The organism is Streptomyces sp. CA-249302, from assembly GCF_050936785.1.
Taxonomy (GTDB): domain Bacteria; phylum Actinomycetota; class Actinomycetes; order Streptomycetales; family Streptomycetaceae; genus Streptomyces.
Genome location: NZ_JBNJMG010000001.1, coordinates 10,390,115 through 10,410,618 on the forward strand (window position 1 = coordinate 10,390,115; position 20,504 = coordinate 10,410,618).

21 protein-coding genes and 1 riboswitch are annotated in these 20,504 nt (G+C 71.2%); of the genes, 10 read left to right on the forward strand and 11 right to left on the reverse strand.

The window, feature by feature from the left end:
• Positions 1-6 precede the first annotated feature (6 nt).
• Positions 7-90, reverse strand: a riboswitch (ZMP/ZTP riboswitch).
• 5 nt (positions 91-95) lie between these two features.
• Complete coding sequence (locus ACQEWB_RS47020; RefSeq protein ID WP_432842631.1) at positions 96-950, reverse strand: hypothetical protein; 855 nt, start codon at positions 948-950, stop codon at positions 96-98.
• Positions 951-1,011: 61 nt separating this feature from the next.
• On the opposite strand from ACQEWB_RS47020, the gene ACQEWB_RS47025 reads away from it, so the two are divergent.
• Entirely contained in the window at positions 1,012-1,515 is a 504-nt protein-coding gene (locus ACQEWB_RS47025) for a MarR family winged helix-turn-helix transcriptional regulator (protein WP_432842633.1), read from the forward strand.
• 48 nt (positions 1,516-1,563) lie between these two features.
• Here the strand turns inward: ACQEWB_RS47025 and ACQEWB_RS47030 are convergent, their stop codons facing one another.
• Positions 1,564-1,929 (reverse strand): nuclear transport factor 2 family protein, encoded by a 366-nt coding sequence (locus ACQEWB_RS47030; RefSeq protein WP_432842635.1) that lies wholly within the window; start codon positions 1,927-1,929, stop codon positions 1,564-1,566.
• A gap of 171 nt (positions 1,930-2,100) precedes the next feature.
• On the opposite strand from ACQEWB_RS47030, the gene ACQEWB_RS47035 reads away from it, so the two are divergent.
• The gene (locus ACQEWB_RS47035; RefSeq protein WP_432842637.1) at positions 2,101-2,391 is read left to right on the forward strand and encodes a hypothetical protein; all 291 of its coding nucleotides are present in this window, start codon (positions 2,101-2,103) and stop codon (positions 2,389-2,391) included.
• Between the two features lie 94 nt (positions 2,392-2,485).
• Here ACQEWB_RS47035 and ACQEWB_RS47040 read toward each other — a convergent pair whose 3' ends face one another.
• Genes ACQEWB_RS47040 through ACQEWB_RS47055 form a run of 4 tightly spaced genes read right to left on the reverse strand, consistent with a single transcriptional unit; the run spans position 2,486 to position 7,866 of the window.
• Complete coding sequence (locus ACQEWB_RS47040) at positions 2,486-4,240, reverse strand: ABC transporter ATP-binding protein (RefSeq protein ID WP_432842639.1); 1,755 nt, start codon at positions 4,238-4,240, stop codon at positions 2,486-2,488.
• A 28-nt stretch (positions 4,241-4,268) separates the two neighbouring features.
• Entirely contained in the window at positions 4,269-5,765 is a 1,497-nt protein-coding gene (locus ACQEWB_RS47045) for a TIGR00730 family Rossman fold protein (RefSeq protein ID WP_432842641.1), read from the reverse strand.
• On the reverse strand, positions 5,762-7,111 hold the full coding sequence (locus ACQEWB_RS47050) for an FAD-binding protein (RefSeq protein WP_432842643.1): 1,350 nt from the start codon (positions 7,109-7,111) through the stop codon (positions 5,762-5,764). Before ACQEWB_RS47050 ends, ACQEWB_RS47045 begins: the two co-directional genes overlap by 4 nt.
• On the reverse strand, positions 7,108-7,866 hold the full coding sequence (locus ACQEWB_RS47055; RefSeq protein ID WP_432842645.1) for an isopentenyl transferase family protein: 759 nt from the start codon (positions 7,864-7,866) through the stop codon (positions 7,108-7,110). Before ACQEWB_RS47055 ends, ACQEWB_RS47050 begins: the two co-directional genes overlap by 4 nt.
• 227 nt (positions 7,867-8,093) lie before the next feature.
• Here ACQEWB_RS47055 and ACQEWB_RS47060 point away from each other — a divergent pair, with 227 nt between their 5' ends.
• The 5 genes from ACQEWB_RS47060 (at position 8,094) to ACQEWB_RS47080 (ending at position 11,921) form a co-directional block, all read left to right on the forward strand.
• A complete protein-coding gene (locus ACQEWB_RS47060; protein WP_432842647.1) occupies positions 8,094-8,672 on the forward strand; it encodes a transketolase in 579 nt (192 codons plus the stop codon).
• Positions 8,673-8,761: 89 nt separating this feature from the next.
• Entirely contained in the window at positions 8,762-9,847 is a 1,086-nt protein-coding gene (locus tag ACQEWB_RS47065) for an S-(hydroxymethyl)mycothiol dehydrogenase (protein WP_432842648.1), read from the forward strand.
• Positions 9,847-10,476 carry an MBL fold metallo-hydrolase gene (locus tag ACQEWB_RS47070; RefSeq protein ID WP_432842649.1) on the forward strand — a complete coding sequence of 210 codons (630 nt, stop codon included), beginning with the start codon at positions 9,847-9,849 and terminating at the stop codon, positions 10,474-10,476. The genes ACQEWB_RS47065 and ACQEWB_RS47070 overlap by 1 nt, the downstream gene beginning before the upstream one ends.
• Before the next feature lie 61 nt (positions 10,477-10,537).
• Positions 10,538-10,912: a DUF4180 domain-containing protein gene (locus tag ACQEWB_RS47075; protein WP_432842651.1), complete on the forward strand. Its 375-nt coding sequence runs from the start codon at positions 10,538-10,540 to the stop codon at positions 10,910-10,912.
• Positions 10,913-11,006: 94 nt separating this feature from the next.
• Positions 11,007-11,921, forward strand: coding sequence for an SDR family oxidoreductase (locus tag ACQEWB_RS47080; RefSeq protein ID WP_432842653.1), 915 nt, complete (start codon positions 11,007-11,009; stop codon positions 11,919-11,921).
• Between the two features lie 12 nt (positions 11,922-11,933).
• Here ACQEWB_RS47080 and ACQEWB_RS47085 read toward each other — a convergent pair whose 3' ends face one another.
• Positions 11,934-12,461, reverse strand: coding sequence for a hypothetical protein (locus ACQEWB_RS47085; RefSeq protein ID WP_432842655.1), 528 nt, complete (start codon positions 12,459-12,461; stop codon positions 11,934-11,936).
• Between the two features lie 50 nt (positions 12,462-12,511).
• Between ACQEWB_RS47085 and ACQEWB_RS47090 the strand changes: the two genes are divergently transcribed.
• On the forward strand, positions 12,512-13,306 hold the full coding sequence (locus tag ACQEWB_RS47090) for an SDR family NAD(P)-dependent oxidoreductase (protein ID WP_432842657.1): 795 nt from the start codon (positions 12,512-12,514) through the stop codon (positions 13,304-13,306).
• Between the two features lie 3 nt (positions 13,307-13,309).
• On the opposite strand, the gene ACQEWB_RS47095 is transcribed toward ACQEWB_RS47090, so the two are convergent.
• On the reverse strand, positions 13,310-14,704 hold the full coding sequence (locus tag ACQEWB_RS47095) for a pyridoxal phosphate-dependent decarboxylase family protein (protein WP_432842659.1): 1,395 nt from the start codon (positions 14,702-14,704) through the stop codon (positions 13,310-13,312).
• Positions 14,705-14,766: 62 nt separating this feature from the next.
• Here ACQEWB_RS47095 and ACQEWB_RS47100 point away from each other — a divergent pair, with 62 nt between their 5' ends.
• Positions 14,767-16,146, forward strand: coding sequence for a PLP-dependent aminotransferase family protein (locus tag ACQEWB_RS47100; protein WP_432842661.1), 1,380 nt, complete (start codon positions 14,767-14,769; stop codon positions 16,144-16,146).
• A gap of 131 nt (positions 16,147-16,277) precedes the next feature.
• Complete coding sequence (locus ACQEWB_RS47105; RefSeq protein WP_432842663.1) at positions 16,278-16,976, forward strand: L,D-transpeptidase family protein; 699 nt, start codon at positions 16,278-16,280, stop codon at positions 16,974-16,976.
• Positions 16,977-17,003: 27 nt separating this feature from the next.
• Here ACQEWB_RS47105 and ACQEWB_RS47110 read toward each other — a convergent pair whose 3' ends face one another.
• Genes ACQEWB_RS47110 through ACQEWB_RS47120 form a run of 3 tightly spaced genes read right to left on the reverse strand, consistent with a single transcriptional unit; the run spans position 17,004 to position 20,504 of the window.
• On the reverse strand, positions 17,004-18,203 hold the full coding sequence (locus ACQEWB_RS47110; protein WP_432844367.1) for a Gfo/Idh/MocA family protein: 1,200 nt from the start codon (positions 18,201-18,203) through the stop codon (positions 17,004-17,006).
• Positions 18,204-18,217: 14 nt separating this feature from the next.
• Positions 18,218-19,567, reverse strand: a complete 1,350-nt coding sequence (locus tag ACQEWB_RS47115) for an ABC transporter substrate-binding protein (RefSeq protein ID WP_432842665.1) — start codon at positions 19,565-19,567, stop codon at positions 18,218-18,220.
• Positions 19,568-19,577: 10 nt separating this feature from the next.
• On the reverse strand, positions 19,578-20,504 hold the full coding sequence (locus tag ACQEWB_RS47120) for a carbohydrate ABC transporter permease (protein WP_432842667.1): 927 nt from the start codon (positions 20,502-20,504) through the stop codon (positions 19,578-19,580).

The following is a 20,504-nucleotide window of genomic DNA, read 5'->3' on the forward strand; positions in this document are numbered from 1 at the left end:
TGTTGACCGGATCGCCCAGGCGCACGGCATCGACTCTGCGGAGCCGCTCCCCGGTGGTACTCCACCTCAGCGCCAGTCACGGCCCAGCCACGAGCCTAACCGACGCTCTCCGTCTCCTTCGGCGGGCCCATCGGGTCGGCTCCGGCGAGGAAGTTCGTCGCCTGTGCCGCGAGGCGCCCGGCGCCGATGGCCCCGGCCCAGCGGGCGACCTCGGTCGCGAGGGCCCTGGCCCCGGGCTCGTCGCCGGTGTCGCGCGCCAGCATCGCCAGGAGGAGCTGCTGGGACAGCGTGCCGGGGACGTTGCCCGCGCCGGCGCCCAGCGCGGTGGCCCGGCGCCAGCGTTCCAGGGCACGGTCATGGGCGCCGGTGTCGTGGTCGTGGCCGCCGAGGTGGCGCAGCGCCTCCCGGGCCAGGAGGGGATCGGGGCCCGACTCCCCGGCCTCCAGCGCGGCCGTGTAGTGGGCGGGCGCGGCGTCGACCTCGCCGAACTGGTTGTCGATGATCAGGCCCAGGTACATCGAGGCCCAGCCGCCACGCACCTCGTCCGGGGCGCGGTCACGGAGGGCGTACGCCTCCTGCCGTATCGCGTGGAGGGCTGCGGGATCCTTGCCGTCGGGGCCGAAGCGCACGGAGCCGTCGACGCGGAGCAGCCGGTAGTAGGCGTGCCGCAGGCGTGCGAAGCCGAGGTCCCAGTCGTCCTCCGGCAGCAGCTCGGCCGCGGCCCCGATGCGGGCCGGGGCGAGATCCGTACCCGCGAACCAGTCGCTCTCCAGGGCGACTTCGGTCGCGGCCAGCGCGAGCCGGGCACGGTCGGCCGGCTCGGCGACGGCGGTCGACTCCAGCAGGCCCAGGGCGCGGGGCCAGCGGGCCGCGAGGGACAACTCCCTTGCGGCGGCGATCAGTTCGTCGAGATCCACGGATGTGCGCAAAGCGCTCGTCGTGTTCGTCATGACGGGAGAAGGTAGTTATGCGGAAAACCATCCACAAGAAAACCACTGCGGGAGACAGGCGATGGAGGACTCGGCCGACCGGCACGTCGAGGAGTGGTCGAAGGAACTGGCCTGGATGGACCCGGTGAAGGAGGCGATCTTCGTCCGCCTTGCGTTCCTGGCCCGGCACGCGTCCCAGGCCCGGCGGGAGGCCCTGGACTCCGACGGACTCCGGCGCTGGCAGTACAAGGTGCTGCTCACGCTGCGACGGCTCGGCCCGCCCTACACCGCGAGCCCGTCGCAGCTCGCTGACCGGCTGGGGCTGACCCGGGGCGCGCTGTCCGCGCGGCTGGGGCCGCTGGAGGAGGCGGGGCTGATCAGCCGTACGCACGAGACGGGCGACCGGCGGCGGGTGCGGGTCCGGCTCACCGGCGCGGGAAGTGCCGCCTTCGAACAGCATGCGGTGACGGAGGAAGCCGGCGAGGTCGCGCTGCTCTCAGCACTGAGCGAAGCAGAGCAACGGACGCTAGCCGACCTGCTGCGGAAGCTGGTCGTGGCGGCCGAGGCCGGCCGAGGCGAGCCGTGAAGGTCCAGGTCAGCCGGGTGGTGACCTGGACCCTCGGGGTTCTCCCTGCTACTCGTCCCATGCCTGGATCAGGATTTCCTCGGCGATCTTCCCGTCCCGCAGCGTGATCATCGACTCGGCCAGGACACGCGTCCCGTCCGCGTACCGGCACGACTGGCTGTAGGCGGCGTGGTCGCCCTGGATGATGCACTGGTCGACCTTGTGCGTCATGTCACGGCTGTATATGTCCTCGAACAGCGCGCCGATCTCGGCACGGCCGTGCAGGACCCTGGGTTGGCTCGGCTGGGTGTTGCGGTCCACGATGCGCACTTGCGCGTCGTCCGCGTAGAGCGACAGAAGATCTGCCGCCGTGTGTCCTTCGACGCCCTTGCGCAGGGTATCGGCGTTGAAGGCGGTGCTTGCCGCGGTGCCCATGGTGACCTCCTTCGAGGGCCGCGACCCGACGAGGGGCGGGCCGCGAAGGGCCTCTCCTCCGAGACTCCTCCGCCCCGGCGGCCTCGGCAAGCGCAGGGGGGTGCTCCGCCTGACGGGTGAGGGGCGCGGCCCTCCCGTGACCGCCGGGCGTCCGGTGCCGTTGCTCAAAACATGATCTCAACACGACGTATCGTCGCCGCCGTTGGCCTCGCCGCGGGTATCACCGGCCTCGCGGCCCCCATGGCGAACGCGGCCACGGTCGCCCCGAACGAGGGCCAGATCAACCCGATCGCCACCCTCGACTCGCTGACCGTGAGCGACCTGCCCGAGGAGCACAAGGCGCAGATTCCGCGGCCCTCCGCGCAGCTCCAGCAGCTGAACCGGCTCAACGACCTGAACCAGCTGCACCAGGTGACCGATCTGGCGGCGCCCGCCTACGGGCTGCTCGGAGCCTTCGAATAGGCCCAGGTCACACCGCACGTCTCCAGCAAGGGCCGCCCGGGAACGGGCGGCCCTTGACTTTGTGCATGCAATTTCACCCGGCGAACGTAGAGCCTCACCCGGAAGTAGCCAGAAACTGCGTGGCCGCGAGCTCGGCGTACAGCGGATCCCCGGCGACCAACTCCCGATGCGTTCCCACCGCCCGCACCCGCCCCGCATCCATCACCACGATCCGGTCGGCCATCGTCACCGTCGACAACCGGTGGGCCACGACGAGCACCGTGGTCGTCCGGGCCACATCCGCGACCGTGTCCCGCAACGCCGCCTCGTTCACCGCGTCCAACTGCGACGTGGCCTCGTCCAGCAACAGCAGCCGCGGCCGTCGCAGCAACGCACGGGCGATGGCGACCCGTTGACGTTCACCACCCGACAGCTTGGTGCCCCGGTGCCCCACCAGGGTGTCCAGCCCCTTGGGCAGCCGCGCGACCAGACCGTCGAGGCGCGTGGTCTTGAGGACACGGTTGACCGTGGCCTCGTCGGCCTCCGGATTCCCCAGCAGCAGATTGTCCCGCAGCGAACCCGACAGCACCGGCGCGTCCTGCTCGACGTACCCGATCGCCGAACGCAGCTGCGGCAGCTCCCAGTCCGGTAGCCCGCGTCCGTCCAGCGTGATCCCCCCGGACTCGGGGTCGTAGAACCGCTCGATGAGCGAGAACACCGTGGTCTTTCCCGCGCCTGACGGTCCGACGAAGGCCGTCATGCCGCGGGCCGGCACGGCGAACGTCACCCCGTGGTGGACGTACGGCAGGTCGTCGGCGTAGCGGAAGCGGACCTCGTCGAAGGCGAGCGCGGCCGGTTCCGCGCCGGGGGAGGGGAGCGGGGCCGGGCGGGCCACCGGTTCGGACGGCAGGCTCAGCGCCTCCTGGATACGGGCCAGGGCGGCCGCACCCGTCTGGTACTGCGTGATCGCGCCGACCACGCTCTGGATCGGCGACATCAGATAGAAGACGTAGAGGAGGAAGGCGACGAGTGTGCCGACCTGGATGGCGCCGGTCGCGACGCGCGCCCCGCCCACCGCCAGCACCGTGATGAACGCGATCTGCATCGCGAGCCCGGCCGTGTTGCCCGCGGCCGCCGCCCACTTGGCCGCCCGCACGCTCTGCCGCCACGACTCCTCGGCCGCGTCGTGCAGCGTGCGCTCCTCGCGGTGTTCGGCGCCGGACGCCTTGACCGTGCGGAGGGCGCCGAGGATCCGTTCCAGCGAGGCGCCCATGACGCCGACCGCGTCCTGCGCCCGTCTGCTGGCCCGGTTGATACGGGGCACGATCACGCCGAGCACCGTGCCCGCGCCCAGGATGACGGCGAGGGTGACCCCGAGCAGTACCGGATCCACCAGCCCCATCATCACGACGGTCGCGACCAGAGTGAGTCCGCCGGTGCCCAGGCCGACCAGGGAGTCGGTCGTGACCTCGCGCAGGAGAGTGGTGTCGGAGGTGATGCGGGCCATCAGATCGCCCGGTTCGCTGCGGTCGACCGCCGGGATCCGCAGTCGCAGGAGGTACGAGGACAGGGCGCGCCGTGCGCCGAGCACCACCGACTCCGCGGTGCGGCGCAGCACATACGAACCGAGCGCGCCCAGAGCCGCGTTGGTCACGACCAGCGCCGACATGGCCAGCAGCGCACCGGTGATGGCCCGGTCGTGCGAGAGGTCGTCGATCAGGCCCTTGGCCACCAGCGGGAGCAGCAGGCCGGTCGCGCCCGTGACCAGGGAGAGAAGGGCGCCCGCGAGCAAGGGCCACCGGTGCGGTCGTACGTAGCCGAGGAGCAGCCGCCAGGCGGGCGGGCCGGTCTCGGTCTCTGCGATGCTCACGGCGCTCCTTCGACAGGCGGGTGAGCATTCAGGCTACGTCGGCACCCGCCCCCGACCACGAACAGTTCCGGGCCGCCGATACGGCGTACGCGCCGGGCAGGCACTCCTCCAGCATGCCCACCAGCACCTCGCCCGGGCCCAGTTCGAGCCAGACCGTGGTGCCGTCCCGGCGCAGCCGGTCGACCGCGTCCGCGAACCGCACCGGGTGGCGCAGTTCCCGCACCCAGAAGTCGGCCCGGGTCGCCTCGGCGCCGACCGGCCGGGCGGTCACGTCGGAGACGAGCGGGATCCTCGGGGAGCTCAGCTCCATGTCGGCCACGGTGGCCCGGAACTCGTCCAGGAGCGGGTCGAGTTGGGGTGAGTGGGGTGCGATGTCCACACGCAGCAGATGGGCCCGGCGGCCCCTTGCCGACCACTCCGCGTGGACCCGTGCCACCGCCTGCCGGTCCCCGGACACCACGACCGACCGCGGGCCGTTGACCGCCGCGACCACCACACCGTCCGGCAGCGCCAGTTCGCTCTCGGACGCCTCAAGGGCCGCCATGCCGCCCGTGCCCGACAGTCCGCCCATGAGCCGGGACAGCGTGCCCACCGCACGGCAGGCGTCCGCGAGGGAGAAGACCCCGGCGGCGTGCGCGGCGGCCATCCGCCCCGCCGAGTACCCGAAGAGCACGTCCGGCACCACGCCCCGGCTCTCCAGCAGCCGGAACTGTGCCACCTGGAGCGCGAAGACCGCCGGATTGCCGTACGCGACCCGGTCCAGCAGCGCGGCCGTCCGCGTGCCCGCGTCGGCGAACATCACGTCCCGCAACGGCACTTCGAGATACGGATCGAGCCGAGCGCACACCTCGTCCAGCGCCTCGGCGAACACCGGGCTGCGGGCGTGCGGTTCACGGCCGATCCCCGGCTGCTGTGAGCCGCCGCCCGAGAACAGGAACGCGGTCCGCCCGGCCGGCAGCCGCGAGGGATCGGCCCGCGCGGCCGGGCGCGGGGCCGTCAGAAGTGCGACGACCTCCCGCGCCGACCTGCACACCACCACCCGCTCCAGATCCCCGTCCCGCAGGAACCCCTCGTCTCGGGCGTGTTCCAGGAAGGCCAGCAGCGGCTCGTAGAAGCCGTCCGGATCCAGCAGCACGCATGGCTTGCGGTGGATGTTGAGCTGCGCCCAGGCCAGCGCCTCCAGCAGCTCCTCCGCCGTGCCGAGACCACCGGGCAACGCCACGAAGGCGTCCCCGAGTTCGGCCATCCGCGCCTTGCGGGCGTGCAGGTCCGGCACGATCTCCAGCGCGGTGAGCCCGGTGTGGGTGATCTCGTACGGCAGCATGCGGCGCGGCACGACTCCGGTGACCGCGCCGCCCGCGGCCAGCGCCCCGTCCGCGACCGCGCCCATCAGGCCGGTGCGGGCACCGCCGTAGACCAGTCGGAGCCCCGACTCGGCCAGGGCGCGGCCGAGTTCGGTGGCCGTGCGCAGATGCGTCGCACGGCGGCCGGGGGAGGCTCCGCAGAACACCGTCACGGCGGTCACGGCCACAGCCCGTACCCCCGGGTGAGGACGCGGTGGGTGTCGTAGAGGGCCTTGGCGCGGACGAGTTCGTCCCAGTCGGGGCCGAAGTGCGTCCGCCAGTCGTCCGGTGTCATCGGCAGCGCGCCGCCCGGGTGGAGGACTCCGCCGACCGCCGTGGCCCGGGTGTGGATCGCGCGGTTGGCGGCGACCAACCGCCGTACGACGTCCGGTCGGTCGGGTGGTGCCGTGCGCATCAGCGAGAGGAGGCAGAGCCGTTCGCCCGGGGGCCTGCGCAGCAGCGGGGCGTGCAGCGTGCTGCCGGTGAGGGGGCGCAGCTGGACCGTGCCGCAGAAGCGGAGCGCCTGTTGGGCGTCCTCGGCAAGGACCGCCGGGACGAAGGAGGTGGCCGCCTCCTCGGGGAGCAGGAGCGTCAGCCACGGGTGCGGGCGGTGCCACTCGCCGGTCGCACGCAGGAGGCGTTCGTCGCGGTCGAGGCGGTGCAGGTACTCCGCGTAGGAGAGGTCCTCGATCTCCTCGGTGTCCGGGTCGTGGTCGAGGTCCCCGATGAACAGGCCGTCCTCGGGCTGGAGTTGGCCGTCGTGCGGGGCCACCGCCTCGATCATGTAGTGCCAGCCGCCGTCGAGCGCGGGGCGCGCCTGGCCCGCGACATGGCTGAAGCGGGCGTCGCGGGCCAGCCGGCGCTGGTCGGTGAAGAAGGTGCCCGGCGTGCGGTGGTAGAGGCGGTAGCGGCGGACCCGGGCCGGAGCGGGCAGCAGCTGGAGCGTGGCCCGGACGATCAGCGCACACTGGCCGAGTCCCGCCAGCACGGCGCGGAACAGGTCCGGGTACACCTGCTGCGAGCAGACCAGCCGCTCGCCGGCGCCGGTGACGACCTCCAGCTCCCGCACCCAGTCGGCGACGAGCCCGAACCGGTGGCTGGCCCCGCCGAAACCCCCGGTGCTCAGCACCCCGCCGACGCTGCCGCCGAGATGGTCCGGCACCACCGGCGGCGCCAGTCCCGCCGCGAGCGCGGCCCGTACGACGTCGCTCCACAGCGCGCCCGCCCCCGCGACCAGCACCCGGTCCTCCGGCACACAGCGCACGTCGTTCAGCCCCGCCATGTCGACGACATAGCCGCCGTCCGCCTGCCCCTGCCCGTACAGCGCCTGGCCGCCGCCGCGTGCGGTCACCGCGATTCCGCGCGGCCCCGCGAAGGCGACGAGTTCCTGTACGGCCCCCACGGAACGCGCCGTCAGGACGCCGAGCGGATGCGAGTCGACGATGTGGCCGAAGTCGGCCGAGGCCCGCAACAGATCCTGCTCCCGGTCGTCATTGGCCGGGGGAACGAGCCCGGACGCTCCTTTCATGCCGCACGCTCCAGTGGGTCGGTGTCGAAAACGGGGCCGGCCGTCCGGCCCTCGAAGATTTCGCCGAACACGCGGTGCTGGAGAAAACCGTGCTCCGCGTGCCGCTCGGCGATCAGCGCGGCCATACGGTCCAGCAGGTGTTCCGGGAGCGGTTCCCGGTCGAGGGTCTCCACGTCGACCGAATACTTCGCGCAGCATTCCAGAACGGCCTCGAAGCCGTTGACCGAAGCCGCGAGCAGCCGCCGGCGGGGCTCGTGCCACAGGGCGGCGAGCTCCGCCAGGAGGCTGCGGCCCGGCGGCTCGGGAGCGAGCATCGTCCGAGCCCGCCGGGTGAGCGCGGCGACGTACGCCTCCCGTTCCGGAACCGGCAGCAGCCGGACCGTCAGCCGCCAGGGCAGCCCGGGCAGGCGGGCCGACAGGTCCCGCAGCAGCGAGATCGAGCCGCCCTCGACGATCACCAGCCGATGCCGGGAGCCGAGCTCTTCCACCAGCTCCACCAGCGCGTCCGCCGCCTGGCCGGCGCGCAGGTCGCCGTCGGCGAAGGTCCGGTCGCCCAGCCAGTGCCGACGCACGCCCGGAACATCGGCGCCGGCCCTGGCACTCGTGGTGGCCAGATCGGTGAAGCACTGTAAGCGGTCGGCGACCACGATCGGGGCGCCGGTACTTCGGGCCAGTTCGGTGGCGGCCGCGCTTTTGCCGACGCCGGTCGGTCCCGCGATCAGATGGACATACGGACGTGTCGTGTTCTCGGCCATAACGTCAAACTACGGAGGCCCCGCATGATCAAGAACCAGGCGCGCATCTCGACCGGGCAAAGAGATTTCCACATTTCTGTGCCCCTGTTAAAGGTTGAACTACACGGATTGGTGAGCTCCGCCGCAGGGAATCCAGGGCGATATGAGTGTGCGTTAGGAATCGCCTTTTGTTTCTTAACCATTTCTTCCCGAATCGAAATGAACGCCCGTCCCCAGGAGGCCCTCCAGTGGAATCCGAGATGCTGCTCGCCGTCGCCGAAACCGTTCCGGAGACCCGGGGGAGCGGGGCCGTCCTGGTCGGCTACGGAGCCGTGGCGGAGCTGACCAGGTTCGCCGCCGACCCCGCTTGGAGCGTGCACGTCCCCGGGCATCCCGCCGAGGTCCGCCGGACGATCCTGGACGCCGTACGCGGCGGCGGCCGGGCCTACGTCCAGGTGTCGGCCGAGTCCAACGCGGAACCGCGGGAGGCCGCCGAGCGGTTCCAGCTCGTCCGGGAGGGTCGCGCGGGGGTGGTCCTCGCCGTGGGCGCCGCCCTCGACCCCGTGCTGCGCGCCACCGCCGACCTGGACGTGTCCGTCCTGTACGGCGCCACCATCCGGCCCTTCGACGAGATCGGTCTGCGCACCGCCGTCCTCGCGGCGGACCACGCGGACGTCGTCCTGGTCGAACCGGGGCTGCCCGGCACCTCCGCCCGCCAGGTGGCCGACACCCTGGTGCACGTACCGCACCGGCTGTGCGCCCTGGGCGGCACGGACGGGCTCGACGAGCAGGCGCTCGCCCGGATCGTGCGGGGGTTCCTGCGCTGAGCTGCGAGGGGGGTCGGCGATGCCGTTACTGATCAGTCACCCGTAGGGTCGGGAATGACGGACAGTGGCCGACGAAAGGTTTCAACACCATGGCGCAGGAAGTACGCGGCGTGATCGCACCGGGCAAGGACGAGCCGGTCCGGGTGGAGACGATCGTCGTGCCGGACCCCGGCCCCGGGGAAGCCGTCGTACAGGTACAGGCCTGCGGGGTCTGTCACACCGACCTGCACTACAAGCAGGGCGGCATCAACGACGAGTTCCCCTTCCTCCTCGGACACGAGGCCGCCGGCGTGGTGGAGTCGGTCGGCGCGGGCGTCACCGACGTGGCACCCGGCGACTTCGTGATCCTGAACTGGCGTGCGGTGTGCGGTCAGTGCCGGGCCTGTCTGCGCGGACGGCCGCAGTACTGCTTCAACACCCACAACGCCAAGCAGAAGATGACCTTGCTGGACGGCACCGAGCTGTCCCCGGCCCTGGGCATCGGCGCCTTCGCCGAGAAGACGCTGGTCGCGGCCGGGCAGTGCACCAAGGTCGACCCGAGCGTCGCACCGCAGGTGGCCGGGCTGCTCGGGTGCGGTGTGATGGCGGGCATCGGCGCGGCGATCAACACCGGCGGCGTCGGCCGCGGGGACAGCGTGGCCGTCATCGGCTGCGGTGGCGTGGGCGACGCGGCGATCGCCGGGGCGAACCTGGCGGGCGCGGCGAAGATCATCGCCGTGGACATCGACGACCGGAAGCTGGAGACCGCCCGGTCCATGGGCGCCACCCACACGGTCAACTCCAAGGACTCCGACCCGGTCGAGGCGATCCAGGAACTGACCGGCGGCTTCGGCGCCGACGTCGTCATCGAGGCGGTCGGCCGCCCGGAGACGTACAAGCAGGCCTTCTACGCCCGCGACCTCGCCGGGACCGTGGTCCTGGTCGGCGTGCCCACCCCCGAGATGAAGCTCGAACTGCCCCTGCTGGACGTCTTCGGGCGCGGCGGCTCGCTGAAGTCCTCCTGGTACGGCGACTGCCTGCCGTCCCGTGACTTCCCGATGCTGATCGATCTGCATCTGCAGGGCCGTCTTCCGCTGGACAAGTTCGTGACCGAGACGATTGAACTGACCGATGTGGAGAAGGCCTTCGAGCGGATGCACCACGGTGACGTCCTGCGCTCGGTGGTGGTGCTGTGATGACCGCTCGTATCGAACGTCTTGTCACTTCCGGTCAGTTCAGCCTCGACGGCGGGACCTGGGACGTCGACAACAACGTGTGGATCGTCGGCGACGACCACGAGGCGATCGTCATCGACGCCGCCCATGACGCCGACGCCATCCTTGAGGCCGTGGGCGACCGCCGCCTGAAGGCCATCGTGTGCACACACGCTCACAACGATCACATCGACGCCGCGCCGGCCCTGGCCGACCGCACCGGCGCCACCATCTGGCTGCACCCCGACGACCTGCCGCTGTGGAAGCAGACCCACCCCGACCGCGACCCCGACGCCCATCTCGTCGACGGCCAGGTCATCGAGGCGGCCGGCGCCGACCTCACGGTGATCCACACCCCGGGCCACGCACCGGGCGCGGTCTGCCTGCACGATCCCGGGCTCGGCGCGGTGTTCACCGGCGACACCCTCTTCCAGGGCGGCCCGGGCGCCACCGGCCGCTCCTTCTCCCACTTCCCGACGATCATCGACTCCATCCGCGACCGCCTGCTCACGCTCCCGCCCGACACCAAGGTCCTCACCGGCCACGGCGACCCGACCACCATCGGCGCCGAGGCCCCGCACCTGGAGGAATGGATCTCCCGCGGCCACTGACCCCGGCTGGATGAGTGGATCGCCCGGCCACTGACTCCACCGCGCAATACGATCACCGGTCATGACCACCAACACGATCGTGACCTTCCACCACACCCGCGCACTGGTCTGCGCCCCCGACGGCCCGCCGCTCGACGGGGAGCAGGCCGCGCTCGACCTCATCGGCGACGCGATGGGCAACGACGCCGAGGTGGTCGTGGTGCCGGTGGAGCGGGTGGGCGGGGAGTTCTTCCGGCTGCGGTCGGGCGTCGCGGGCGCGGTCATGCAGAAGTTCGTGAACTACCGACAGCGCCTCGCCGTCGTCGGCGACATCTCCGAGCACGTCGCCGAGAGCACGGCCCTGCGCGACTTCGTCCACGAGACCAACCAGCGCGGCCACATCTGGTTCCTCGCCGACCACGACGCACTGGAGGCGAAACTGCGCCCGGCCGGGTGACCGTTCGAAGCCCGCGGTAAATGGCGACAGAAGATGTCCGGCTTCCCCGGCACCCTCGACAGTGACAGCAGTCGCAGGGAACGGGAGGCCGGACATGTCGGCAGCACTCAAGGGCAAGGTGGCACTGGTCGCCGGGGCGACACGGGGCGCCGGACGCGGGATCGCCGTGGAACTCGGCGCGGCGGGCGCAACCGTCTACGTCACCGGCCGCAGCACCCGAGCCCAGCGCTCCGAGTACGACCGCCCGGAGACCATCGAGGACACCGCCGACCTGGTCACCGAGGCGGGCGGCCACGGCATCGCCGTACCCACCGACCATCTCGACCCGGCGCAGGTCCGCACCCTCGTCGACCGCATCGCCGACGAACAGGGCCGCCTCGACGTCCTCGTCAACGACATCTGGGGCGCCGAGCACCTCTTCGCATGGGACACCCCGGTCTGGGAGCACGACCTCGACAAGGGACTGCGGCTGCTCCGGCTCGCCGTCGAGACCCACGCGATCACCAGCCACCACGCCCTGCCCCTGCTGCTGCGCCGCCCCGGCGGCCTGGTCGTCGAGGTCACCGACGGCACCGCCGACTACAACCGCGACACCTACCGCGTCTCCTTCTTCTACGACCTCGCCAAGACGTCCGTGCTGCGCATGGCCTTCGCCCTCGGCCACGAAATCGGACCGCGCGGAGCCACCGCGGTCGCGCTGACGCCGGGCTGGCTGCGCTCGGAGATCATGCTCGGCCACTTCGGGGTACGTGAGGAGAACTGGCGCGACGCCTTGGACCGCGTGCCCCACTTCGCCATCTCGGAGACCCCGCGCTACATCGGCCGTGCCGTCGCCGCCCTGGCCGCCGACCCCGAGGTGGCCCGCTGGAACGGCCGGTCCCTGTCCAGCGGAGGACTCGCCCCGGTGTACGGCTTCACGGACCTCGATGGGAGCCGCCCCGACGCCTGGCGGTACCTGGTCGAGGTGCAGGACGCGGGGAAGCCCGCGGACGTGACCGGGTACCGCTGAGGCCCGGGCGGCTCACACCTGTGGCACCGACCACCGTGCGGAGTTGCCCGGGGGCAGCGCCAGATCGTCGCGGACGGCCGAGTAGTAGCCCGCGCGGCCGTCGCGCTGACGCTCCATCAGGGCATGCCACGCCTCCGGATCGAGTGTCTCCACGCGCAGGAAATGCTGCATCTCCATCATCGCGTTGACCCAGACCCGCGCCTTGTCCACCACCTGTGCGCTGCCCAGCAGGAGCAGCGCTTCCCCGGCCGGATCCCCTTCCGCGGTCGCCTCGGCCATCAGCGGCGCGGCCTCCGCCGGGGACAGCGGGTGTGGATGCGGGTCGTTGCCGAAATGGGACGCGACCCGGTAGGTCAAGGTCACGGACTTCTTCAACGTCCGGGCGTACTCCGCGTACACGGTGAGCCGTCGCTCCTCCCAACGGGCCTCCCGCTCACGGTCGAACCTCGCCCGATCGCCCCGTACGATCGCCAGGTACGAGCCGAGCGCCCCGATCACGACACCGATCAGCGCGGGAAGTTGCTGTATGAAGGCGTTCATGGCTGCACGCTATCTGCAGAGTTGATCGCCACGGCAGTACGTTCGGGCCCATGACCGACACAAAGCGCTTCGAGGGGTACGGAGTTCTCGTCACCGGCGCCGCGCGCGGCATCGGCGCCGCCATCGCCAGGCGGCTGGCCGGGGAGGGCGCGCGCGTCCTGCTGACCGACGTCGATCCACCCGAGGCGGAGAAGACCGCGACCGCACTGCGTGAACTGGGCCTCCGCGTCGAGGCGTTGGCCTGCGACGTGGCCGACCGCGCCCAGGTCGAGGCGGCCGTCGCGCACGCCGTGGACACCTTCGGGACGCTGGACGTCCTGGTCAACAGCGCGGCCTCCTGCACCCCGGACACCCCGCTCTTCGAGGACGGCACGGACGAGGCCTGGGCCCGCGACCTCGACATCACCCTCACCGGGACCTACCGCTGCTGTCGCGCCGCCCTCCCGCACCTGGCCGCCTCCGGTCGCGGCGCCGTCGTCAACGTCGGCTCCGTCAACGCCCTGCAGAACTTCGGCAACCAGGCCTACAGCGCGGCGAAGGCCGGGCTCCTCTCCCTGACCCGCACCATGGCCGGACACGCCGGCCCGCGCGGCGTCCGCGTCAACCTCGTCGTGCCCGGCACGGTCCGCACCTCGGCATGGGAGGGACGCGAGGACGAACTCGAGGCGCTCCGCCCGCTCTACCCCCTCGGCCGGGTCGGCGAACCCGAGGACATCGCGGCCGCCGTCGCCTTCCTCGCCTCCCGCGACGCGGCCTGGATCACCGGCACGGCCCTCACCGTCGACGGCGGCCTCACCTCGATGAACTCCGGTTTCCTCGCGAGGGTCCGCTACACCGACGGCTGAGCGTCAGACGACCCGCACCGAGGCGACGAGTGCGTCCAGCACCCGTTCCGTGTCGCCCGCCGACGTACGCCAGTTGCTGAACGCGGCCCGCAGCGCGGGCGTCCCGCGATACACCGTCGGCGTCAGGAAGGTCTCCCCGGAGTCGGCGACCGCCCGCGCCAGCGCGTCGACACGTCCCTGCGACGGACCGTCGGCCAGGGTGAAGCAGACGACGTTGAGCCGCACCGGTGCCAGCAGCTCCAACTCGGGCCTGGCATCGATGCGTTCACCCAGGCCACGGGCGAGCGCGACATTGCGCTCGACGATCTCGCGGTGCCCGTCACGGCCGTACGCCATGAGGGAGAACCAGGCCGGCAGCGCGCGCAGGCGCCGGGAGTTCTCGGGGGTCAGATGCAGGAAGTCCGGTTCCCCGGTGGGCAGTCCGAGGTAGGGCGAGGCGTTGTGGAAGACGGCGGTCTGGAGGTCGCGGCGGCGGGTGAACTGGACGGCCGCGTCATAGGGGACGTTGAGCCACTTGTGGAGGTCCACGCAGACCGAGTCCGCCGCGTCGAGGCCGTCGACGAGCCGCGCGTGCGTGGGGGAGAGGGCGGCGAAGGCGCCGAAGGCCGCGTCCACGTGGAGCCAGAAGTCGTGCCGTTCCTTGAGGGCGGCGATCGCCCGCAGGTCGTCGAAGTCGACGGTGTTCACGGTGCCGGCGTTCGCCACGACGATCGCCGGCCGCCCGTCCAGTGCCGTCAGCGCCTCGTCCAGGGCGGTCACGTCGACGGCCTCCCGGTTGCCGTCCCGCAGGGCCACCGGCCGCAGCCGGTTCCGGCCGATGCCCAGCACCGACAGGGCCTTGGCGACGCTGGAGTGCGGGCTGCCCGACAGCACGTCGACCGGGCCCAGCTCGGCAACTCCGTCCCGCGACACGTCCACGCCCAGCCGCTCGCCGAGCCACTCCCGGGCGATGGCCAGGCCGACGGTGTTGGACACGGTCGCCCCGGTCACGAACGCCCCGGAGTGCGCCTCGCCCAGCCCGAACAGCTCCCGCAGCCAGCCCACCGTCTCGTGCTCCAGGGCCGCCGCCCAGGAGCCGACGGCCCCGGACACGTTCTGGTCGTAGGCGCTGGTCAGCCAGTCGCCGGCGACCGCGGCGGGCGTCGCCCCACCCGTGACGAACCCGAGGTAGCGCGGACCGGCCGACCCGGAGAACCCGGGCGCCCACCGCTCGGCGAACCGCGCGAGCGCGCCCTCGGCCCCCGCCCCGCCGACCGGCAGGCCCTCGGGGCCGGGCGCCTTGTCGGGACGTACGACCTGACGCTCGTCCAGCCCGGCCACCTCCCCGGCGGCGAAGTCACGGGCGCACTGGAGGAGTTCGGGAAACCGGGAGAGGTCCCCGGCGAGGGTACGGTGCATGACCGGCAGCCTAGGCTCCACCGGCGACCGTTCGCCTGGTCCACTTGAGGGAAACTGGACCAATGACCTCAGGTTTCGCCGCCGCCCTCGGCGCCTGGCAGGAACGGCCCGGACCGCTGGCCCGCTCCCTGTCGGACGCCGTGCGCGAGGCGGTCGTCGACGGTCGGCTGCCGGCCGGGACCCGACTGCCCTCCGAGCGCGAACTCGCCCGCACGCTGGAGATCAGCCGCGGCACCGTCGTCACCGCCCTGACCCTGCTGCGGGACGACGGCTGGCTGCACACCCGGCACGGCAGCGGCAGCGTCGTACGCCTGCCCGCCCGGCTCACCGAGCGCACCACGCCCTGGTCCCTGGACCGCGGCGGCGCCGGCGACGCCGTGCTCGACCTCACCCTGGCCGTCACCGCCGCACCGCACGAGGCCTACCTCGCCGCCCTCGGCCGCGCGGCCGCCCGCAGTGCCGTCCTGCTGGTCGACTCCGGCGTCGCGACCGCGGGCCTGCCCCGGCTGCGCGAGCTCCTCGCGGACCGGTACACCCGCGCCGGCCTGCCCACGCGTCCCGAGCAGATCCTGGTCACCTCCGGCGCGCAGGCCGCGCTCACCCTGCTCCTCGACCACCTCCACACCGACCGCAGGGCGCCGGTCGCCGTCGAGAACCCGACGTACCCGGGCGCCCTCGCCCTCCTGCGCCGCCGCCGGTCCCGCCTGCTGCCCGTGCCGGTGACGGCGGCCGACGGCTGGGACACCGAGCACCTCGCGGCCGCCCCGCGCGACCGACGTCCCCGACTTGCCTACCTGATCCCCGACTTCCACAACCCGACCGGCGCCCACATGACCCGGCCGGTCCGCGCCGAGACCGCCCGCCTCGCCCATCGCCACGGCACGACCCTCCTCGTCGACGAGACGATGCGCGACCTCGACCTGCGCATCCCGCCCGGGACCGAGCCGTATCTCGCCGGGCCGGGCGTGATCCAGATCGGCTCGACGAGCAAGACCCTGTGGAGCGGGCTGCGGGTCGGCTGGATCCGGGCCACCGCGGAGCTCGTACGGGAACTGTGCCGGAACCCCCTCCAGGCCCAGCTCTCGCCGCCGCCCCTGGAGCAGCTGATCGCCGAGGAACTGTTCGGCGACGGCCTCGACGAGATCCTCGCCGACCGCCGCGCGAGACTCCGCGCCCAGCGCGACCACCTGGCCCGACTGCTCGCCGGGACCGGATGGACGTACACCCTCCCGGACGGCGGCCTGTCCCTCTGGCTGCGCCTCGACAGCGACGCGAGCGCACTCGCCGCCCGGGCGGCCGACCACGGCCTCGCCCTGACCCCAGGACCGCACTTCGCACCCGACCGCGCGACCCTCACCCACCACCTGCGGCTGCCGTTCACGGCGACGCCCGAGGTCCTCACCCGCGCCGTGGACCTGCTGCGGCTCACCGCCCGCCTGTGACCTGACGCACTGCGATTGTCACCGTTTGGTCTTAGCGTGCAGGGCTCTACAACCGATCACCCCGCACACCGGTCTAGCTGGCAGAGATCGCACAAGGGACGACCAATCGAGCGCGAAAGGCAAGGCCGGCCATGGGGGACATACGCAGACGGGGAGCCGTCGTACTGGGGATCACCGGACTGGTGGCACCGCTCACCCTCGCACTGGGCACCGGGTCCGCCCAGGCGTCCACGGGATGCACGACCTCGACGGGGCCGTACCAGAAGAAGGTGGAGAAGTTCCTCGGCCTGCCGGTCGACGGCAAGCAGTCCGCGAGCGACTGCAAGGCCATCAAGGCCTTCCAGACCAAGCACGGCATCACGCCGAACATCGGGTACGCGGGTTCCGTCACCTGGGGCGTGATGGACCTGATGAACAAGCAGAAGGCCGTCGGGAACAACCCCAACAAGGAAGGCAAGTGCCCGACCAACAAGGGCCGTATCGCCTGCGTCAACCTGACGCTCCAGCTGAGCTGGATCCAGGACGGCAGCCGGCTCGTCTACGGCCCGGTCCCGGTCCGCACCGGCCGCAAGGGGTACGTCACCCGCACCGGTCTGAAGAAGATCTACTGGCGGGACATCGACCACGTCTCGAACATCTACGACGTGCCGATGCCCTACAGCCAGTTCTTCGACGGCGGCCAGGCCTTCCACTCGGTCAACCTCAGCATGTGGAACCCGCCGGGCTCGCACGGCTGCGTCAACATGACCACCAAGGACGCCAAGAAGTACTGGTCGCTCCTGAAGAAGGGCGACGACGTCTTCGTGTACGGCCGCAAGCCGGGCACCTGATCCCAAGTGCCCGGCCCGGACGCCCTGTTACTGCGGGGCGTCCCCGAAGTCCGGGATCTCGAGGCGGACCCCGCCCTGCCGTGCCGAGTCGTGCGCGACGACGCCCGGCAGGGTGTAGCGGGCCGCCACCCACGCGTTCACCGAGGGCAGCGAGCGCGTGTTGACGGCGGTCACGAAGTCGTCGACCAGGAAGTGGTGGCTGCCCTCGTGTCCGTTGTGCAGGTTGTCGAAGACCCGCGGCAGGCGTGAGCGGTCGTGCACCGGCGCCGAACCGGAGGTGAAGGCGGCCCGCAGGTCCGGCGCGATGTGCTGGAGGGACGGGTCGTCCGGGGACATGGTGGGCTTGGGCTCCAGGAGCTCGCTGATGTCCTTGACGCCCTTCTTGTCCTGCCACAGGGCCACGGTCGCGAGCTGTTCCATGCTCGCGTCCGTGCCGAAGAAGCGGAAGCGGGACTCGCGGATGTGCGAGGGGTAGCCGACCCGGCGGAACTCGTTCGTACGGAACGAGCCGCCGCCCGCCACCTCGAACAGCGCGGTCGCGTTCGAGAAGTCGTTGCCGAACTGGCTGACGTCCTTGTCGAAGACGCCGTCGCCGCGCTCGTCCACGACACCGATCGCCGACACGCTCACCGCGTGCGTCTGCCAGGCACCGAGCACCCCGCCCACCGAGTGCGTCGGGTAGAGCAGCGGGGGATAGCTGGCGGTCTCCTTCCACTTCTCGCCGCCGCTGTACTGGTACGCCTCGTAGAACCCGAGGTCCATGTCGTGGACGTAGTCGCCCTCGGCGTAGAAGAGCCGCCCGAAGGCGCCCTCGGCGATCTGGTTGCGGGCGTGCACGGTCGCCGGGTTGTACTGGCTGGTCTCACCCATCATGTACGTCAGCCCGGTCGCCTTGACCGCGTCGATGATCGCCGCGATCTCCTCCGTGGTGATCGCCATCGGGACGGCCGAGTACACGTGCTTGCCGGCGGCGAGGCCCTGGAGCACGAGCGGGCCGTGGGTCCAGCGCTGGGTGAAGACGGCGACCGCGTCGACCGCCTCCGACTCCAGCATCGCCTGGTACGAGGGGAAGGTGCCGGCCAGCCCCTGGGCGGCGGCGAGTTGTTCGGCCCGTTCGGGCAGCAGGTCGGTGACGTAGATGTCGGTGACGCCGGGGTGGGCTTGGAACAGGGTGGCGAACTGGCCGGAGAACTGGCCGGCGCCGACGATGCCGAGCGAGAACGTCATGTGGGACATGCCCTTCACTGGTCGAGAATGAGGTTGATCTGGCTGTTGGTCCGGTTCAGGCTCGTCACCGACTTGCCGTTGCCGAATATGTCCTGCATGGCCGGATGCATCAACGCGTACACATCGGCCGCGTAGTTGGTGATCGGATAGGAGAAGGTCGTGAAGTCCTTCTTGTCGGCGACCGGCTTGGTGAACGCCGAGACGTCGAGGCCCTTCTTCTCGTACGCGGCCACCGCGGCCTTGGTCCCGTCGGGCGTGGCCGGGAAGACGATGCCGTAACTCCCCACCGTCTTCTGGCACTCGTCCGAGGACAGGTACTTGACCCACTTCAACGCCCCAGGCTTGTTGCGGGCGTTCTTGGTGACCGAGTCGGCGAGCCCGTTCATCATCGTGGCGCGCTTGCCGGTCGGTCCCTCGGGGGTGAGAGCGGTGGCCATCTTCAGGCCCTTGAAGCCGGCGTACGTCGAGATCATCCAGGCGCCGTCGAAGGCGGCCGCCGCCTTGCCCGCCGCCACCTGCGTGTTGGCCTGGCTGGACTGGGAGTTGTAGTCGGTGAAGGGCGCCATGTAGCCCTTCCTGGCCAGCCCGAAGTACCACTTGACCACCGACTGGAAGGTCTTGCTGTCGTACCGGTACTCCTTGCCCCACCGCTTCTTGTCGGTGTAGGTCCAGCCTGCGGAGGCGGCGAAGTTGCTCCACTGGGTCTGGCCGTCGCCGTCCCCGCCGCCGTTGGTGGCCAGGCCGTACACCTTGACGTGGTTCCTGTCGAAGCCCGGCTCGTCGCCCCGTTTGCCGTTCCGGTCGACGGTGAGACGGGCGATGGCCTTCTCGAAGGTGCCGCCGTCCTTCGGGTTCCAGGAGAGGGAGTTGAGCTGATCCGCGGTGAGGCCCGCGTCCTTCGCCGCCTTCTGGTTGTAGAAGAGGGCGACCGTGTCCCAGTCCTTCGGAGCGCCGTAGCGGTGCCCGTCCTGGCCGATCCAGTTGTCGGCCAGCCCCTTCTGGTAGGCGGCCGGGTCGATGCCCAGGTCGTCCAGCGGCTCCAGCACCTTCAGGTCGGCGAACTGGCCGAACTTCTGGATGTGGTCGGTGAACACGTCCGGCCCGGTGCCCGCGATGAAGCTCGCGGTGAGCTTGGTCCAGTAGTCGTCCCAGCCCAACTGGGTGATCTTCACGTGCAGTCCGGGGTTCTCCCGCTCGAAGCCCTTGGCGCACGCCTGGTAGGCGGGCAGCTGGTTGGCGTCCCACAGCCAGTACGTCACCGTGTCCGACGCGGACCCGGCCCCGCCGCCCTTGGCGCATCCGCTCACCAGGGACAGCGCCAGCGCTCCGGTCAGTGCTGTGACCGTACGCATCCCAACTCGCATGTTCGTCCCCTTACTTGATGCCGGTGAAGCTGATGGACCCGACGATGCGGCGGGCGAAGAACCCGAACAGCGCGAGCATCGGGAGGGCCGCGATGAGCGTCGCCGCCATCAGCCCCGACCAGTCGGTGCCGGTCTGCGGGGTCTGCGCCCGGAAGACCGCGAGGGCAACCGTCAGGACCCGGGAGCTGTCGCTGTAGGAGACCATCAGCGGCCAGAAGTAGTCGTTCCAGGCCGTGATGTACGTCAGGACCGCGAGCGTCATGATCGGCGTGGACGCCATCGGCAGCAGCACCCGGAAGAAGATCCGCACCTTCCCGGCGCCGTCGAGCAGTGCCGCTTCCTCCACCTCGCTCGGGATGTTCATGAAGAACTGGCGCAGGAAGAACACGGCGAACGGCGTCATGAACATCGTCGGCAGCGAGATCCCGAGCAGCGTGTCCACCAGGCCGAGTTGCTTGATGAGTACGAAGTTCGGCAGCAGGGTGAAGATCGCCGGGACCATCAGCCCGGCCAGGAACAGACCGAACACTTTGTCCCGTCCGCGCCAGCGGAGCCGGGCGAAGGCATAGGCGGCCATCGCGGAGAAGAAGATCTGGCAGACGGTGATCAGCGTCGAGACGATCACCGAGTTGAGCAGATAGCGCCAGAACTTCAGTCCGCCGCCCGCACCGCCCTGTGCGATCGCCTCCTTGGTCGACTGGAGGCCGAGCGCCCGCTCGAAACCGCCCGTGGTGATGTCGACCGGCAGCGGATCGCCGGGGTGGGCGGCAAGCCCGGAGTTGGTGGACAGCGCGGTGCGCAGGATCCAGTAGAACGGCAGCAGGGTGACGAGCACGATCGCGGCCATCACCGCCCAGGCCGCGATCCGGCCGAGGGAGGGCCGGCGCCTGAGGGGTCGTGTTCGCGCGGTCGTGGTCGTGGTGGTCACGGCAGCCAT

Excerpts from the sequence above, each read along its gene's own strand:
- ACQEWB_RS47020 (WP_432842631.1), bottom strand. The coding sequence starts at position 950 with ATGACGAACACGACGAGCGCTTTGCGCACATCCGTGGATCTCGACGAA.
- ACQEWB_RS47025 (WP_432842633.1), top strand. The coding sequence starts at position 1,012 with ATGGAGGACTCGGCCGACCGGCACGTCGAGGAGTGGTCGAAGGAACTG.
- ACQEWB_RS47030 (WP_432842635.1), bottom strand. The coding sequence starts at position 1,929 with ATGGGCACCGCGGCAAGCACCGCCTTCAACGCCGATACCCTGCGCAAG.
- ACQEWB_RS47035 (WP_432842637.1), top strand. The coding sequence starts at position 2,101 with ATGATCTCAACACGACGTATCGTCGCCGCCGTTGGCCTCGCCGCGGGT.
- ACQEWB_RS47050 (WP_432842643.1), bottom strand. The coding sequence starts at position 7,111 with ATGAAAGGAGCGTCCGGGCTCGTTCCCCCGGCCAATGACGACCGGGAG.
- ACQEWB_RS47055 (WP_432842645.1), bottom strand. The coding sequence starts at position 7,866 with ATGGCCGAGAACACGACACGTCCGTATGTCCATCTGATCGCGGGACCG.
- ACQEWB_RS47065 (WP_432842648.1), top strand. The coding sequence starts at position 8,762 with ATGGCGCAGGAAGTACGCGGCGTGATCGCACCGGGCAAGGACGAGCCG.
- ACQEWB_RS47070 (WP_432842649.1), top strand. The coding sequence starts at position 9,847 with ATGACCGCTCGTATCGAACGTCTTGTCACTTCCGGTCAGTTCAGCCTC.
- ACQEWB_RS47075 (WP_432842651.1), top strand. The coding sequence starts at position 10,538 with ATGACCACCAACACGATCGTGACCTTCCACCACACCCGCGCACTGGTC.
- ACQEWB_RS47080 (WP_432842653.1), top strand. The coding sequence starts at position 11,007 with ATGTCGGCAGCACTCAAGGGCAAGGTGGCACTGGTCGCCGGGGCGACA.
- ACQEWB_RS47085 (WP_432842655.1), bottom strand. The coding sequence starts at position 12,461 with ATGAACGCCTTCATACAGCAACTTCCCGCGCTGATCGGTGTCGTGATC.
- ACQEWB_RS47090 (WP_432842657.1), top strand. The coding sequence starts at position 12,512 with ATGACCGACACAAAGCGCTTCGAGGGGTACGGAGTTCTCGTCACCGGC.
- ACQEWB_RS47095 (WP_432842659.1), bottom strand. The coding sequence starts at position 14,704 with ATGCACCGTACCCTCGCCGGGGACCTCTCCCGGTTTCCCGAACTCCTC.
- ACQEWB_RS47100 (WP_432842661.1), top strand. The coding sequence starts at position 14,767 with ATGACCTCAGGTTTCGCCGCCGCCCTCGGCGCCTGGCAGGAACGGCCC.
- ACQEWB_RS47105 (WP_432842663.1), top strand. The coding sequence starts at position 16,278 with ATGGGGGACATACGCAGACGGGGAGCCGTCGTACTGGGGATCACCGGA.
- ACQEWB_RS47110 (WP_432844367.1), bottom strand. The coding sequence starts at position 18,203 with ATGACGTTCTCGCTCGGCATCGTCGGCGCCGGCCAGTTCTCCGGCCAG.
- ACQEWB_RS47115 (WP_432842665.1), bottom strand. The coding sequence starts at position 19,567 with ATGCGAGTTGGGATGCGTACGGTCACAGCACTGACCGGAGCGCTGGCG.
- ACQEWB_RS47120 (WP_432842667.1), bottom strand. The coding sequence starts at position 20,504 with ATGGCTGCCGTGACCACCACGACCACGACCGCGCGAACACGACCCCTC.